Origin of the sequence: Streptomyces sp. NPDC018610, assembly GCF_044391765.1 — a bacterium.
Lineage (GTDB): Bacteria > Actinomycetota > Actinomycetes > Streptomycetales > Streptomycetaceae > Streptomyces.
Genome location: NZ_JBISAL010000002.1, coordinates 504,103 through 518,207 on the forward strand (window position 1 = coordinate 504,103; position 14,105 = coordinate 518,207).

9 protein-coding genes are annotated in these 14,105 nt (G+C 72.9%); 1 reads left to right on the forward strand and 8 read right to left on the reverse strand.

Annotated features, from left to right (window positions below; all coding sequences use genetic code 11):
- Positions 1 to 153 precede the first annotated feature (153 nt).
- The 8 genes from ACH5A8_RS07580 to ACH5A8_RS07615 form a co-directional block, all read right to left on the reverse strand.
- Positions 154 to 1,197 carry a GNAT family N-acetyltransferase gene (locus tag ACH5A8_RS07580; protein ID WP_398999020.1) on the reverse strand — a complete coding sequence of 348 codons (1,044 nt, stop codon included), beginning with the start codon at positions 1,195 to 1,197 and terminating at the stop codon, positions 154 to 156.
- 10 nt (positions 1,198 to 1,207) lie between these two features.
- Positions 1,208 to 2,899 (reverse strand): ABC transporter substrate-binding protein, encoded by a 1,692-nt coding sequence (locus ACH5A8_RS07585; protein ID WP_398999022.1) that lies wholly within the window; start codon positions 2,897 to 2,899, stop codon positions 1,208 to 1,210.
- A complete protein-coding gene (locus ACH5A8_RS07590; protein ID WP_398999023.1) occupies positions 2,896 to 4,005 on the reverse strand; it encodes a GNAT family N-acetyltransferase in 1,110 nt (369 codons plus the stop codon). Before ACH5A8_RS07590 ends, ACH5A8_RS07585 begins: the two co-directional genes overlap by 4 nt.
- Positions 4,002 to 5,312, reverse strand: a complete 1,311-nt coding sequence (locus tag ACH5A8_RS07595; RefSeq protein WP_398999025.1) for an ATP-grasp domain-containing protein — start codon at positions 5,310 to 5,312, stop codon at positions 4,002 to 4,004. The genes ACH5A8_RS07590 and ACH5A8_RS07595 overlap by 4 nt, the downstream gene beginning before the upstream one ends.
- Before the next feature lie 193 nt (positions 5,313 to 5,505).
- The gene (locus ACH5A8_RS07600; protein WP_398999027.1) at positions 5,506 to 5,895 is read right to left on the reverse strand and encodes a hypothetical protein; all 390 of its coding nucleotides are present in this window, start codon (positions 5,893 to 5,895) and stop codon (positions 5,506 to 5,508) included.
- Positions 5,896 to 5,998: 103 nt separating this feature from the next.
- Complete coding sequence (locus tag ACH5A8_RS07605) at positions 5,999 to 9,970, reverse strand: NocE (RefSeq protein ID WP_398999029.1); 3,972 nt, start codon at positions 9,968 to 9,970, stop codon at positions 5,999 to 6,001.
- A gap of 237 nt (positions 9,971 to 10,207) precedes the next feature.
- Positions 10,208 to 10,807, reverse strand: a complete 600-nt coding sequence (locus ACH5A8_RS07610) for a BLIP family protein (protein WP_398999031.1) — start codon at positions 10,805 to 10,807, stop codon at positions 10,208 to 10,210.
- A gap of 126 nt (positions 10,808 to 10,933) precedes the next feature.
- Positions 10,934 to 12,451 (reverse strand): IucA/IucC family protein, encoded by a 1,518-nt coding sequence (locus ACH5A8_RS07615; protein WP_398999780.1) that lies wholly within the window; start codon positions 12,449 to 12,451, stop codon positions 10,934 to 10,936.
- A gap of 91 nt (positions 12,452 to 12,542) precedes the next feature.
- Here ACH5A8_RS07615 and ACH5A8_RS07620 point away from each other — a divergent pair, with 91 nt between their 5' ends.
- A complete protein-coding gene (locus ACH5A8_RS07620; protein WP_398999033.1) occupies positions 12,543 to 14,057 on the forward strand; it encodes an IucA/IucC family protein in 1,515 nt (504 codons plus the stop codon).
- Positions 14,058 to 14,105 lie beyond the last annotated feature (48 nt).

The window sequence follows — 14,105 nt, forward strand, 5'->3', positions numbered from 1 at the left end:
CGGGTGGCGGGGGCACCCCGCGGGGCGGGGGCGCGCCCCCCGCCCCGGGGCCGGGGGACCGGCCCCCCCCCCCCCCCCCGGGGGGGGGGCCCCCCCCCCCCCCCCGGGGGGCGGGGGGGGCCCCCCCCCCCCCCGCCCCGGGGGCGTCTTCGTTCAGATCCCGGCCGGGTCGGCCGGGGCGGTCCAGGTCACCCAGCGTTCGCGGGGCTCGAAGCCCATCGCCGCGTTGACCGCGATCATCGCGTGGTTGGTCTCGTCGTTCGCCGTCTCCACCAGCCGTACGGCCGGCTCGTGGCGCAGCACGTACTCCAGGTTGGCCAGCTTGAGCAGCAGGCCCAGGCGGTGGCCGCGGTGGTCGCGGTGCACGACGGTCATGCCCTGGAGCGCGTACTCCGGGTTCCCGGCGGTCTTCGACACGCTGGTGTAGCCGGCCAGCCGGCCGTCGCCCTCGTGGACGACGCCCGTGTGGTAGGCGCGGCGGCCCCGGCCCACGCGCATCCGCTCGAACTGGCGGGCGTAGCTGGTGCGCACCTCCTGGTCGGCGACGTCCGCGGGGGCGTCGCCGAGCGAGAGCTCCAGCGCGGACACCTGGAGCGCGTACGCGTCGGGCGTGACGGTGCCCCAGGTGACGAGGGAGTACCCCTGGGGTGTCGCGGGGACGCCGCCGGCCAGCGGGTCGTGCCGGTCCAGGTCCAGCCACTGGTGCACGCCTCCCGGGCCGTCGGCGCGCGCCGCGCCGACGGCCGCGGCGAAGGCGGCCGGGCCGGGGTCCGCCCCGGGTCCGTCCGGCAGGCCCTCGACGACGGTCCCGGTCAGCTGTGACCGCCCGTGCTTGCGGGCCAGTTCGAGCGCGTGGCCGAACAGGGCGCGCCCGATGCCCCGCCGGCGCAGCCGGGGGTGGACGACCAGCTGGTCCACCCGGGCGTTCGGCGCGCCCTCGACGAGCGCCAGGCGCAGGGCGCCGGCCACCGTGCCGCCGGCGCACACCACCCAGTCCTCCAGCGCGGTGGCGGGCGGGGCGAAGCGCAGCGAGCCGACCAGGTCGACGTTGCACGGCGGCGCCGACCACGAGGGTCCTTCGGAGGGCTGCGCCAGCAACTCCAGCCACTGGCCCACGGTTTCGTCGTCGTTCGCCCTCAGCGGGACGAACTCCAGGTCGCGCGGGAGGTGCCCGGGGGCACGCGAGGTGTCGGTCATGCGATTTCCCTTACGAGTCGGAGCCGCCCGGCGCGTCCTGCGCGAGGCCCATCGCCTGGACGTCGTACAGGCCGAAGGCGGGGTGGACATAGACGTTGGTGACCCAGGGATTGCGGAAGTGGAGGGTCTTGTCGTGCACCAGGGGCAGCAGGACGGCGTGCTCCATGACCCGGCGCTCGACGGCCTGCCACTGCCGGGCGCGTTCGTCGGGGTCGGTGGTGTGCAGGGTCCGGTCGATCAGGTCGTTGACGTACGGGTCGTCGAGTTCGGGGATGTTCCAGTTGCCGCCGCCCGGTTTGATCTGGCGGCCGTCCACGAGCGGGGCGAGGAAACCGTACTCGGTGGGGAAGTCGGCGCCCCAGTCGGTGACGATCAGCCCGAGACCGTGCTCGCGGATGGTGTCCGGGTGGCCGGCGCCGAGGCTGAAGTACGTGGCGACGTCGAGTTCCTTGACCGTCAGCCGGATGCCGACCCGGGCCACCGACTCCGCGACCGCGTCGGCGACCAGCCGGAACTTGCCGCGCTGGGTGCCGATGACCGCCTCGAAGCCGTCGGGCAGGCCGGCGGCGGCGAGTTCGGCCCGCGCCGCGTCGAGGTCGCCGCGCAGGTCCGGTCCGGTGGGGTACGGGTCCAGCTTCTGGTGGGCCGGCAGCCGGGGCGGGAACAGCGCGGTGGTCAGGTCGCCGCCGGTGACGGGTCCGCCGCGGGCCTGCTGGAGCAGGATCTTGTCCGCGGCGTAGTGCACGGCGCGGCGGGCGTGCACGTCGCCGAAGGGCGGGATGTGCGGCTGGATGGCGACGAAGTGCAGGAAGCTCGTGCGCGGGTTGTCCGTGCAGGAGCGCAGCGCCGGGTCGGTGGTGGCCGGCCCCTGGGCCGCGTGCTGCAGTCCCCTGCCTTCCAGGTTGATGTCGAACTCGCCCGCGATCAGCCGGGTGTCGAGGTCGTCGACGTCCACGCCGATGGTCACTTCCACCCGGTCGGGCAGCGCGGGCCGGATCGGGTCCGTGGCCCGGTCCCAGTGCGGGTTGCGCTCCAGGTGCAGGAAGGCGCCCGGCCGGTGCGCGGCGACCCGGTAGGGGCCGCTGGAGAGCGGGGCCGCGCCGTAGTCGGCGCCGGTGTCGGCGTGCCGCGGCACCGGCGCGGCGCACGGCTGGGCCATCAGGTGGTCGAAGTCGGAGAACGGCCGGTTCAGGTGGAAGACGATGGTGTGGTCGTCGGGCACGACGACGGAGCGCAGCGGCTGCTCGGTCCGGTAGGGGCCCGGGTAGGGCCGGTCCGGGTCGTCGAGGAGCGGGACCAGGTAGGTGGGGCCGCCGGGCAGCACGTCCTGGGCGAACACCCGCTGGACGGCGTGGCGTACGTCGTGCGCGGTGATCGGCGTGCCGTCGTCGTAGCGCAGCCCGGGGCGCAGCCGGTACGTCCAGGTCCGGCCGCCGTCGCCGACCTCGCCCGGGCCGGTGGCCAGGTCGGGCGCCGGGACGAGGCCGGCGGGTCCGGGGTCGGTCGGGTAGGCCATGAGGGTGCGGTTGAGCATCCGCTGGAGCAGCCAGACCCACACGTAGTAGGTGCGCGCCGGGTCGAGGGAGTCCACGTCGGCGGAGGAGACCAGCCTGAGGGTTCCGCCGCGCCGGTCGGAGGGGTTGACCAGCGCCCCGACCCCCGCGTCCCAGCCGGCTCCGAGTCGTTGTGCCGGGGCGGTCATCGTGGGGCCCTTTCGAGAGGGAGGACGAAGGAGTGTTCCTGGGCGGCGTGGCAGCCGCGGGCGAGTTTCGCCTCGACGCTGCCGATCCCGGCGTGCAGCACGCTCACGCCCTGTTCGGCCGCCGCCTCCAGGACGCGGTAGTACAGGACGTCGTAGTAGAGCGGCAGCTTGCCCTGGGCGTCGTAGTCGAAGCCCGCGCGGTGGCCGAACCACTCCTCCCTGCCCCGGGCCCGGGAGCGCAGCACCATGCCGAAGCCGATGGGGACGCCGTCCTTGCGGGCGACGGAGACCATCACGTCGTCGCCCATGACCTCGCCGATCCAGGCGATCAGGGCGGCCGAGTGCTCGGGGCTGGCCGGGTTGCCGTACTTGCGCAGCAGGTTGCAGTCGAGTTCGCCGAGCCTGGGCACCAGTTCGGGGGTGACGGGCTCGATGCTCACCTCGATCTTCGCCTCGTCCAGGGCGCGGCGCTCCAGGCGTACGCGGCGGCGCCGGTGCTTGGACATCTCGGCCAGGAACTGCTCGAAGCCGCCGGGCGGGATGGGCAGCCAGGCGTAGTGCGCGGACGGGTGGGAGGCGTAGCCGCGGCGGCGCAGCAGTTCCACCAGGGCGGTGTCGCGTTCGTCGACGTGCGGGAAGCAGACCGAGGCCGCCTCCCGTTCGCCGGCGAGCCGTTCCGCCTCCGCCACCAGCGCCTCCACGTCCGAGGGCAGGGCGTCGGGCGCGGCCAGCGGGCGGGTGCGGCCCAGGTGGCGGCCGCCGCACACCAGGGACGGCAGCAGCGACGCCGGATCGCCCTGGGCGACGCCGGCCAGGAAGGCCGCCGCCTCGGGCACCTCGTCCTGGACGGCGCGGGCGAGCATCGCGTCGGGCCGGGCCAGCAGCCACGGCACCGAGTCGTCCGCCCACGCGGTCACCAGCGCAGCGACGGGCCGGCCCGCGCGGCGGCGGATCAGGAAGTCCATGCTGGTGCCGGAGTTGCGTTCCTGGACGGCCAGCCAGCGGGGCGTCTGGAAGAAGTCCTCGGGGCCGACGAGTTCGGCCCAGCCGGCGTCGGTCAGGGCGGCGGCGTCCGGGACCGGCACCACCTCGGCGGCTTCGCTCACGACCGCGCGTCCTCGTCGGCCTCGTCCTCCTCGACGACGAAGTCCAGGTACGCGGCCGCCTTGTCGGCGAGCGCCTGGGCCTCCAGCCGGTCCGGGCCGTTGCAGTAGGTGAACCCGACGCAGGAGGAGTTGTCCATGCGCTGCAGCAGCTTGTCCCCCTTCTCCACGTGCAGCAGCACCTGCACGCCGGGCACCGCGGCGGCGGCCTCGACGCCGTCGACGCGCTTGAGGGTGCCGCGCCGCTGGGGGTAGATCATGCGCACGGCGGCGCCGCCGTTGTGGACGACGGGTTCGATGGGCGGCACCTCCCCGATCGCGAGCAGCCAGGCGTCCAGGATGGGGCTGCGCCCGGTGACGTCGGTGACGAGCATGGTCATGCAGCTGGACGGGGTGCGCGGGTTGGCCTCGATGACGCGCCATCCGGACTCGGTGCGCCGGACCTCGGTGTGACAGGGGCCGTGCCGGTAGCCGATGGCCTCCAGGGTGCCGCGGACCACGGAGTACAGCGCCTCGCGCTCGTCGTCGCTCAGCGGCACGGGGAAGGTGTGCCCGCACTCGATGTAGGCCGGGTCGCCGAACAGGTCCTTGGAGGTGACGCCGAAGACGTGGGTGTACCCGTCCACGGTCATCGTCTCGACGCTCACCTCGACGCCCTCGACGTACGACTCGAGCAGCACGTCACCGGACCTCGGCTGGCCGCGCAGGCTGTGCCGGATGCCGGAGAGCTCCTGCCACGCCTCGACCAGCTGGTCCATGTCGTCGACCCGCCGGACGCCGTAACTGATGGCCTCCGCGGGTGGTTTGGCGATCATCGGGAAGCCGAGTCTGCGGACCGCCTCGTCGAGTTCGTCACGGCTGCCGACCCGCATGTGCGGGATGTTGTACGGGACGTCGCCGAGCGCGACGCGCAGCCGGTCCTTGACGTTGGCGGTCTCCACGGCCTCGGGGTCGGGGCCGGGCAGGCCGAGGCTCCGGGCGGCCCGCGCCGCGATCACCGTGTGGTAGTCGGAGAAGGACGTCAGTCCGTCCACCAGGGGCCGGCCGTCGTCGTCGGTGACCGCCGCGAGCACCGCGTCCAGGTCGGTGGTGTCCACGTCGATCACCCGGTCGAGGGCCGCGGCCAGGGGATGGGTGTCCCAGTCGTGGCCGTGGGTGTACCAGTCCCGGTCGCCGGTGAGCAGCCATACCTCCAGTCCGTGTTCGCGCGCCTGGTGCAGGCCCAGGACGAAGGGGTGGTTCTGCATGTGCTCGACGATCGCGACTCGCTTGCCAGCGAACTTCGCATAGTCGGCCAGGGGTGTCGTCATCGAACCGCCTCCATGAATCCGCCGTACAGTCGACTGGAGTCAGGAACAGTTCAGCCCTTCGATCACGGCGAGACCACGATTCGACCGGTGGCGTGCATAAGCGGTGCACCGAGGCGCATAGGAATGGCCAGAACCGAGCGGGGGGCGAGAGAGAGGGAAGAGCGGCGTCACCGCGACGGGTGTGCCGGGCCGCTCAGCCGCGCCGGACCTCCGCCGTCGAGAGCAGCCCGCCGAGCACCGCGAACAGGGCCAGGAACAGCGCGGTGACCGCGGTCCCGGAGTCCCCCTCGACGACATGGCCGCCCAGGACCCACCACGCCACCACGCCGGCGAGGACGAGCAGATGGTTGCCCCGCTCCCCCAGCAGCCGCATCCCCGCCCACAGCAGCAGCGGCATCGACAGCAGGCCGACGAACCCCGCCAGCGCGCTCTGAAGCCATCCGGCGCCCATCGCCCCCTGGCCGGCCTCGGAGGCGTCCTCGGCCCACTGCCGCAGGGAGGACCAGATCCAGTGGCAGACGCCCGCCGCCACCGCCGACACGAGCGTCCCCTTCGCCGCACGGATCATCCTGCGTCTCGTCATGACGTTCACTCTTCCATGGCACGCGAACGGGGGCCTGAGTACGCGTACTCAGGCCCCCGTCCCTCAGGTGGGTGGTGCGGTGGTGCGGTGGTGCGGTGGTGCGTCAGTTGCCCGCGAGCGTGTGCTCCAGGGCGTGGGCGTACAGCGTGGCGCCCGCGATCTTCGGGTGGAAGGACTTCATGGACGGCGCCACGTTGCCCGGCAGCCAGTCCCAGTCGCGGTTGTCCGCCTTGGAGTGGCCGCTCAGGACGATGCCGTTCACGTCCTCCGGGTCACCGCAGATGGCCTTGCCGGCGAACTCGTCGCGCGGGTCGGAGAAGACGGCGTTGGCGCCGTACTGGGCGTTGGCGTCGTCGACCGCGCCCTTCATCTCGGTGGCCACGGTGTCGGCCATCTGGTTCAGCCAGGGGGCCTCCTCGGTGCCGATGCCGAGGACGCACTGGCCGTCGTTCTCCAGGAGCTTGGGGTAGCCCATGAGCACGATCTTGGCGTTGGGCGCCTTGGCGTGGATGGCGGCGAGGGTGCTGGCCAGCCGGGGCCGGACGGTGTTGTGCGCCCAGGTCGGGGCCCACTGGTCGAGCGCGCCCGTCGACTGCCCGTCGATCTTCTGCCCGGTGTCCGGGTTGACGGCGTCCAGGGAGTTGTCGTTGCACACGGTCAGGGCCGTGATGCACTCCTGGATGATGTCGGCGAACCGCATGTCGTTGCCGCCGATCGACAGGGTGACCAGGGTGGTGTTCTGGTCGAGATAGCCCTGGGCGATCTGCCCCAGCTCACCGTTCTGGCCGTTGCCGATGATGTTGTAGTGACGGGCGCCCGAGCAGGCGATGAAGTGGTAGTCCATGTTCGAGTCGCGGCCGTCCGCGAGGGCCCCGACGGACTGCGTCTGGCCCGGCAGCACGGCCTGGCGCGACCACGCGTACTTCGAGCGGTGGCACTTGTCCTCGGTGTCGGGCTGGCTGGAGTCGTAGTAGTCGGACTCCGGGTAGTAGTCGTCACCGCCGTTGGCCGAGGCACCCTCTCCGGAGGAGTAGGAGTCGCCCATGGCCACGACCTGGTTGGTGGGCTTCTTGGACAGCGGCTGGAAGCCGACCGAGTCCCACGCGACGTCCTCCGTGCCCTTGCCGTCCTGCGTCACGTTCGACAGGGACACCTTGGGCGTTCCGGTGAAGTTGAAGACGCCGAGCTGCACCCACAGGTTGGACTGGACGCGCTGCGGCACCGCGCGGCTGGCGCCGCCCTTCGAGTCGGAGCCGGACACCGTGTACATGGCCTGGCGGGTGTGGGCGCCGTGGTCGGGCAGGTGCACCCAGACGCGCATCCAGCCGCGGTCGGACTTGTTCAGCGTCCACGTGCCGGTGGCCTGGAGCCGGGAGGCGTCGGTCGTGCCGCTCTTGTTGGTGTGCGAGAACCAGAAGTGGTTGCCGTAGCCCGCGCCGATCTGGTGCAGGTCGATCTTGGCCGACGCGGAGCCGAAGCTGAAGTCGAACGAGCCCGCCGACGAGATCGATCCGCAGGACCGTCCCGAGGAACCGGCCGGGATGGTCCCGTCGTTCAGGTCCTCCACGATGTAGGTGCCCGAGGGCAGCCCGGTGGAGCACACCGGCGGGTAGGAGTTCGCGTCCGGCTGTTCGGGGTAGGTGGTGTCGAACCGGTGGATGGGGTTGCCGCACTGGGCGGAACTGGTGCAGTTCTTCCAGGTGGCCGGCTTGGTCCACCAGCACTTCAGGTACAGCGGGTCCGACTCGTTGGGGTCACCGGGCAGCAGGCAGGGGCCGCCGCCGGTGTCGTTGGTGGCGCCGGTGCTGATCTTCGACGCGTCGCAGTTGTCGCTGCTGTCGCAGAAGAGGCCGATCGGGGGCTTGGCGGCGGTGCGGTCCGCGACGGTGGTCCACCAGGCCGGCCGGTATCCGGCCTGGTAGTCGCCGGGAGCGAACATCGCGGAGATGGGCCGTGCCGCCCAGCCGATGACCTTCTCCTCGTACGGCCAGTCCTGCGGGTGCGCGGCCTGGCTGTAGTCGTCGCCGCCGGCGGCGTTCTCCAGGAAGGGGGTGCGGTTCTCCTTCCACAGCGGGTTGGCCGGGTTGTTGGTCCAGCCCAGGCCCCACTTGCCGGAGTTGCTGCCCGACTGCGACTTCAGGTGGTAGCCCGTGTTGTAGGCCCACAGCGCGGCGAACCAGTTCTCGATGTACTTCGGGCTGCCGTCGTTGATGACGAGCCCGTCGCCACGGGTCTGGTTCCACTTCTCGACCAGGATGTTCACGCCCGCGGCGATGTTCGCCGCGTAGTCGAGGGCGATGGCCTCCTGCTGGGTCTTGGACTTGGCGGTCTCGCCGGGCTTCTCCTTGCCCGCCAGCCGCATGCCGTCGGTGACCTGCGTGACGCCGTAACCGCAGTCGGCCTTGGACCAGTCGATGGCCCACGGGTCGGTCTGGGTGCCGTCGGAGGAGTACTTGACGCCGTAGAAGTTGGCCACCAGCGGGTTGGCCGTGACGCCGGGCACGGCGTAGCGGGTCGCCTGCCACATGTTGGACTCCTGGGCGCTGACGCCGAGCATCACCTGCGCCGGGATGTGCCAGTCCGCGCCGCTGCCGCCGGAGAGCGACTGGAGCGGGAACAGCGACTGCGGCGAGTACGCCGGCATCTGCATGTTCTTCCAGTTCGCCGGCCGGCTCGCGCCCTTGTTCAGCGCGCCGACGACGGCCTGGTCCACGGCCCACTCGATCTGCCGCGGGGTCGGCTGGAAGGCCTGCTTCACCGGGTCGTTGCGCGGGACCGAGCAGGTGCGGTCCGTGTCGACGGGGGCGACCAGCGCGCTCACGCCGCCGGCGGAGGCGGCGGCGGGCCGGGCCAGCGCCGGCGAGGTCGCGGTCGCGGTGCGCTGGGCGGCCGCGTCGCCGAGGTGGGCACCGGGCTGGGCGTCCAGCACGGTCTTCTTGCGGGTGCCCAGCGAGGTGAGGGTGATCCGCGCGGTGCGCGCGGTGAAGGAGTCCTTCTGCGAGATCCGCGAGTCCTTGCCGTCGGCCCACCCCGTGGTCAGCGCGGCGGCGCCGCGGCTGGTGACCCGGGCGTCCTTGGCGATGCCGCCGGGGTTGCGGACCGCGGCCGGCAGCGCGCCCTTGTTCTTGGCCTGGCCCGTGACGTACACCGCGCCCTTGGGCGTGCGGGTGATGTCGAAGCCGGTCAGCGAGCCCTGGGCCAGCTCGGTGGCGCGGGCCTTGCCGTCGGCCGTCCGCAGCGCCTGCGGGGTGACCCGGGAGACGGCGGCCTGGTCGGCGGCCTTGCCCTTCTTGTCGGCCGGGAGGCGGTCGATGAAGGTGACACCGCCGTCGGAGTCCGGCTGGAGCTGGAAGGGCACCGCGTGGGTGGGCGCGACGGTCTTCACGGCCGAGCCGTCGATGCGCACGATCCGCTTGCCGCGCGCGGCGACGATGCCGGAGCCCACGGGCACCGCCGAGGTGACCTCGCCGGCGACGGTCGCCTTGACGCCCTTGCCGGTGCGGGCGTCGGTGGTGACCAGCCGCGTCTCGTTCTTCTTGGACGTGGCCTCGTCGGTGAACTGGGAGAACACCGCCTTGTCGCCGGTGCCGCAGCCCGGCGAGAAGTAGCCGAGGGTGGCCTGGAACGGCAGCTTGCGGACCTGGCCGTTGTCCAGGTTCACCAGCGCGGTGAACGCGCCGCGGCTCATCAGCTCGGGCTTGTTGGTGAAGGTGCGCGGCGCGTAGGCGACGGCGGCGTACTTGCCGGACTCGGTCACACAGGCGTTGCCGATCCAGGTGTCCGTGTCGAAGCCGGGCTCGGACAGCGAGGCCGCGGTCTTCCACTGATAGCCGTTCTTCTCGTCGGCGATCATCACGTGGAAGCCGGTGCCGTCACCCGAGGTGGTGAACGCCCGGTCCGAGGAGGCCCGGTAGTCGTCGCCCAGGATCTCGGCGCGCTTCTTCAGCGGGATCGCCGGCGGGTTGGCGCCGGGTTCGGCGTTCTCCCCGGAGGCCGCCTTCTTGGCGGCCGGCGCGGACCACCCGTTGGCCGCGCCCGGTGGTATCGCGTTCGCGTACGCCTGCGTCGTACCCACACCACAGGCCACCGCGAAAGCGACGGCCGTGGTCACCGGGATACGCGCATATCTGGATATGCTGCGTCTCAACTGACCTGTCTCTCTACTGGGAGTTATGCCCGGGTCAGGGCGTTGCGCCGCCCCGGGGGGCCGGTCTCACGGCAGAGAAGAAGGCCTCCCCGGGCGGGGCTCGAGGATGGGCGGGGGGGCGCGCTGCGGCCCTCCGCCGTCAGGATGCGCGGATGGAACGCCGGGTCAGCTCAGGCCGGACTGGACCTTGTCGGAGGCCACTCCGTTGTCGAAGAAGAACTGGGCGACACCGCGGCCCGTGATCTCCGAGTAGCCGGGGGCGAAGCACCGGTAGGCGATGTCCGACGTGGAGGTCGACGGGTAGTCGGGGTACCTCTCCCAGAACGGGACGCAGGAGTTTGCCGCGCCCACGAGGTCCTTGAACTGACTCAAGGTCGTCCTCTTCAGGACCACCGAGTTGAACTTGGCGAGCGTCAGCGCGGGCGCCACGGGCTTGAACAGGAACTCCTGCGCTTTGCCGTTGACCTTGTCGCCGCTGGTGAAGTCGAAGGTCGCGTAGGGGTTGAAGTCACCGCTCTGGCTCTGCCAGCACTGGAGGGAAGTGCCCCAGAAGCCGCCCGTCTCGCACGCTCCCGGACCGACGATGTCCAGCACCTGCTGGCGCGTCATCCCGAACTGGACCTGCTGGAACTTCGCGCCCGTCATCCCCGAGTACGCGGCCGAGGAAGTACCGGCCGCGGAGACGACGAGTCCGGCCGCGGCGGCCGCGAGGGCAAGGGTACGGGCCCCCGCGGACACGGTGGATCGGGTCTTTCGTAACGTCACGTCATGTCCTCCCGACGAGGCGGATGGTTCAACCATCCGAGTGGCGGGAGTCATCGTGGCACCGACGCCTCTTTTATGTGTCTCCGTCACATCGGCGCGCGGGCGCCCCACCGCCGTAGGGCTTCGTCACGGAGCCGCACGTCCCGGCTCGCCCGTCAGGGGGTTGGGCAGCGGGCGGTAGCGGGCGGCGGCCCCGTCCGCGCCGGTCCAGCGCAGCAGCAGGTTGGTCTTGCCGGGCAGGGCCGGCGCGGCCAGCAGGGCGGGGATCTCGGGCAGGTCGTGGCGGGACAGCTCGCCGCGGACGGCGGGCCAGGGGTCGAAGCCCGGGTGGCGTTCGGCGAGGGCGGCGGCGATCTCGGCGAGGTGGTTGACGACCAGGCAGTACACCAGCCGCTCCCAGCCGTCCTCCCGGCCGGTCTCCGGCAGCAGTTTCACGCCCTCCGCGTCCCGGAACAGCGCCTGCACGGGCAGGCCGGACGCGTCCACGGCGATCAGCGAGTTCTGCAGATGGGCCTCGACGACGACGCCGTGGCCGGCGAAGGCCGCCAGGACGGGGGGCACCACCTGCCGCAGGTACGCCGCCCACCACAGGGCCGGGTCCACCGGGCCGTCCAGCGGGTTGCCGTCGAATCCCTCGGCCAGGGCGGCGGCCAGCAGCACCGTCGTGCCGGGCAGCGTGTGCCGCTCCAGTCCGTCGCGCACGACCACGGCCAGTTCCTCGAAGGCGAACGCGGCGGTGCGGTAGCCGCGGTCGCTCAGCCAGGCCGCCGGGCCGCCGGCGCGGGCGAAGGCGGCCGTCGCCGCCGCGTCCGTGCGGCGCAGTTTCAGCAGGTCGTGCCGCCACAGCCGCCGCACGTCGTTGGTGATCCGCACGTCGAGGCTGAACTTCAGGAAGAGGTCGGCGCCGACGGCGTGGACGGTGCGGATCGCCGCCGTCGGGCGTGTCTCGAACGCCGTGCGGCCGAGCCGCAGCAGCCGTCCGTCCGCGAACGCCCCGGCGAGGGCGTCGCCCACGAGGTCCAGCTGCCAGGGGTGGGCGGGCAGCAGCCGGTAGCCGGGCGGCGCCTGGCCGAGCGTGTCGAGCGCGGAGGTGTCGCCGTCCTCGACGGCCTGGTCCTCGCGCACGGCGAGGAGCACCAGCGGGAAACGGGCGTACGCCTCGGGCGCGTAGGGCAGCCAGGAGGCGACCGGGCCGCCGCCGCGCGCCTTGGGCGCGGGGTGGTGGGGGTGGCCGGTGACGAGGGACTGCTCGGAGCGGATGTACGGGTCCTCGGGCGGTGCCGCCCGCTCGCGTGCGGCGAGCAGCGCCGCCACCGCCTCCCGGCTGTCGATCATCTCGGCGGACAGCTCGTCGTTGGCCCGGCCCGTGTGCCGGCGCAGTTCCTCGGCGACGAGTTTGACCAGTTCCGTGTGGCCGACGCGCCGCCAGCCGCCGGCCGTGTGGACCTCGGGCCCGGCCGGACGCCGTCCGGCGCGCACCCGCAGCAGCCGGCCGCCGGGCAGCCGGTACGCCCGCCGCCCCTCCGGATCCGCGCAGGGCTGCGCCAGCTCGCGGATCAGGCAGTTCAACAGGGGCGCGGCGGCGTACGCGTCGGCGCGCGCCGCGACCTCGTCGCTGGGGGGCATGGGCTCCACGCGTTCCATTCGTTCCATACGTCCACACGGTGCGATGTGATCAGTATGTCTGCCCGGCGCGCGCTACCGTGACGCCCGACCCGCGACCGAAAGGCCGATCGTGCACCGTTTCCCGAGCGCCGAGACCGAGATCGGCGACGAGTTGGCCGCCCTGCGGCCCGGACTGGTCTCCCGGTACGCGCGGGAGCTGCCCGGCGCGCGGGCGTCCGTGCTGACCCGGCTGTGGCGCGCCCTGGCGCACGAGCCGCTGCCGTGGATCACCGGCGGGGAGCGGGTGCGCGACGGGCTGGTCCTGCGGCTCGCCGACGGCCGCGCGCTCAGCGGCCCGCCCGCGGACCCGTACGCCACCGACGCGTATGTGACCGCCGTACGCCTCGACGGGACGCCGTACGACGATCCGGCGCGCCTGACGACGGCGCTGGCCGTGCCGCACGGCGAGGACTTCGCGTCCGAACTCGCTCACAGCGTGGCCTCGTTGGCGTTGTCGAGGGCCGGCCGGCCGGCGGGCGGCGCGACGCACCCGAAGGTGTGGCCCGAGGCGGACTGGGAGTGGGAGCAGCGAGTGGTCGACGGGCACCCCTTCCACCCCAACTGCCGCTCCCGGCCCGGTTTCTCGGTGGCCGAGCAGTTGGCGTACGGGCCGGAGCACCGGCCGGTGGTGGAGCTGGAGCTGCTGCCGGTGCCGGTCTCGGAGTGCCTGGTGAGCGGTCGGTGGCCGGACGGGATGCGGGACGGGGGGCGGCTGCTGATCCCCGTGCATCCGTGGCAGGCGCGGCACGTGCTCAAGCGCACGGGCGAGGGCGCGGGGCTCGCGGCGCGCCCGCTGATGTCCCTGCGCACCCTGGCCCTGCCGGACGGCCCGCACGTCAAGACGGCGCTGTCGGCGCGGCTGACCTCGTCGGTGCGGGACATCTCGGTGGGCTCGGTGGCGGCGTCGGCGGCGCTGTCGGAGTTCGCGCAGGTCCTGGCGGCCCGTACGGACGGTCTGCTGCACGTCACCCGCACCCTGGGCGCCGCCGCCGCGGGCTCCGCCGATCTGGCGGCGCTGTGGCGCGAGTCCCCCCGGACGTACGCCGCGCCCGGCGAGCGGGTGCTGCCGGTGGCGGCGCTCGCCACCACGGACCTGCCCGCCTCGGCCGACTGGCTGGCCGGTTTCGCGCGACTGGCCCTCTCGGTCGGCCTGCGGCTGCTGGAGCTGGGTGTGGCCCTGGAGGCGCACGGCCAGAACCTGCTGGTCGTGCTCTCCGCCTCGGGAGCGCCCGTGCGGCTGGTCTACCGCGATCTGGCCGACATCCGGGTGAGCCCGGCCCGGCTGGCGCGCCATGGCATCACGGCGCCCGGGTTGCCCGCCCGCATCCTCACCGACGATCCGGTGGCCCTGCGCCGCAAGCTGTTCGGCTCCCTGGTGGCGGGCGCGCTGGCGGGGACGGCCGGCTCGGCCGCGGCCCTGCGAAGGGCCCTGGAGACGGCCGTACGGGACCTGCCGGACTCACCGGACGCGCGGGCGCTGCGCGAGGAGCCGTGGCCCGCGAAGGCGTTGACGCTGATGCGGCTGTCGCCGGGGCACCCGGGGGATCTCTGGACGCGGTTGCCCAATCCCCTGCGATCCGGGTGACGGTCCGCGGCTGAATCCCGGTCGTCGCGCATCACGAACAGGACATGT

Bases quoted from the DNA above. Each gene is read 5' to 3' on its own strand.
- ACH5A8_RS07585 (WP_398999022.1), bottom strand. From the start codon at position 2,899: ATGACCGCCCCGGCACAACGACTCGGAGCCGGCTGGGACGCGGGGGTC.
- ACH5A8_RS07600 (WP_398999027.1), bottom strand. From the start codon at position 5,895: ATGACGAGACGCAGGATGATCCGTGCGGCGAAGGGGACGCTCGTGTCG.
- ACH5A8_RS07615 (WP_398999780.1), bottom strand. From the start codon at position 12,451: ATGGAACGCGTGGAGCCCATGCCCCCCAGCGACGAGGTCGCGGCGCGC.
- ACH5A8_RS07580 (WP_398999020.1), bottom strand. From the start codon at position 1,197: ATGACCGACACCTCGCGTGCCCCCGGGCACCTCCCGCGCGACCTGGAG.
- ACH5A8_RS07595 (WP_398999025.1), bottom strand. From the start codon at position 5,312: ATGACGACACCCCTGGCCGACTATGCGAAGTTCGCTGGCAAGCGAGTC.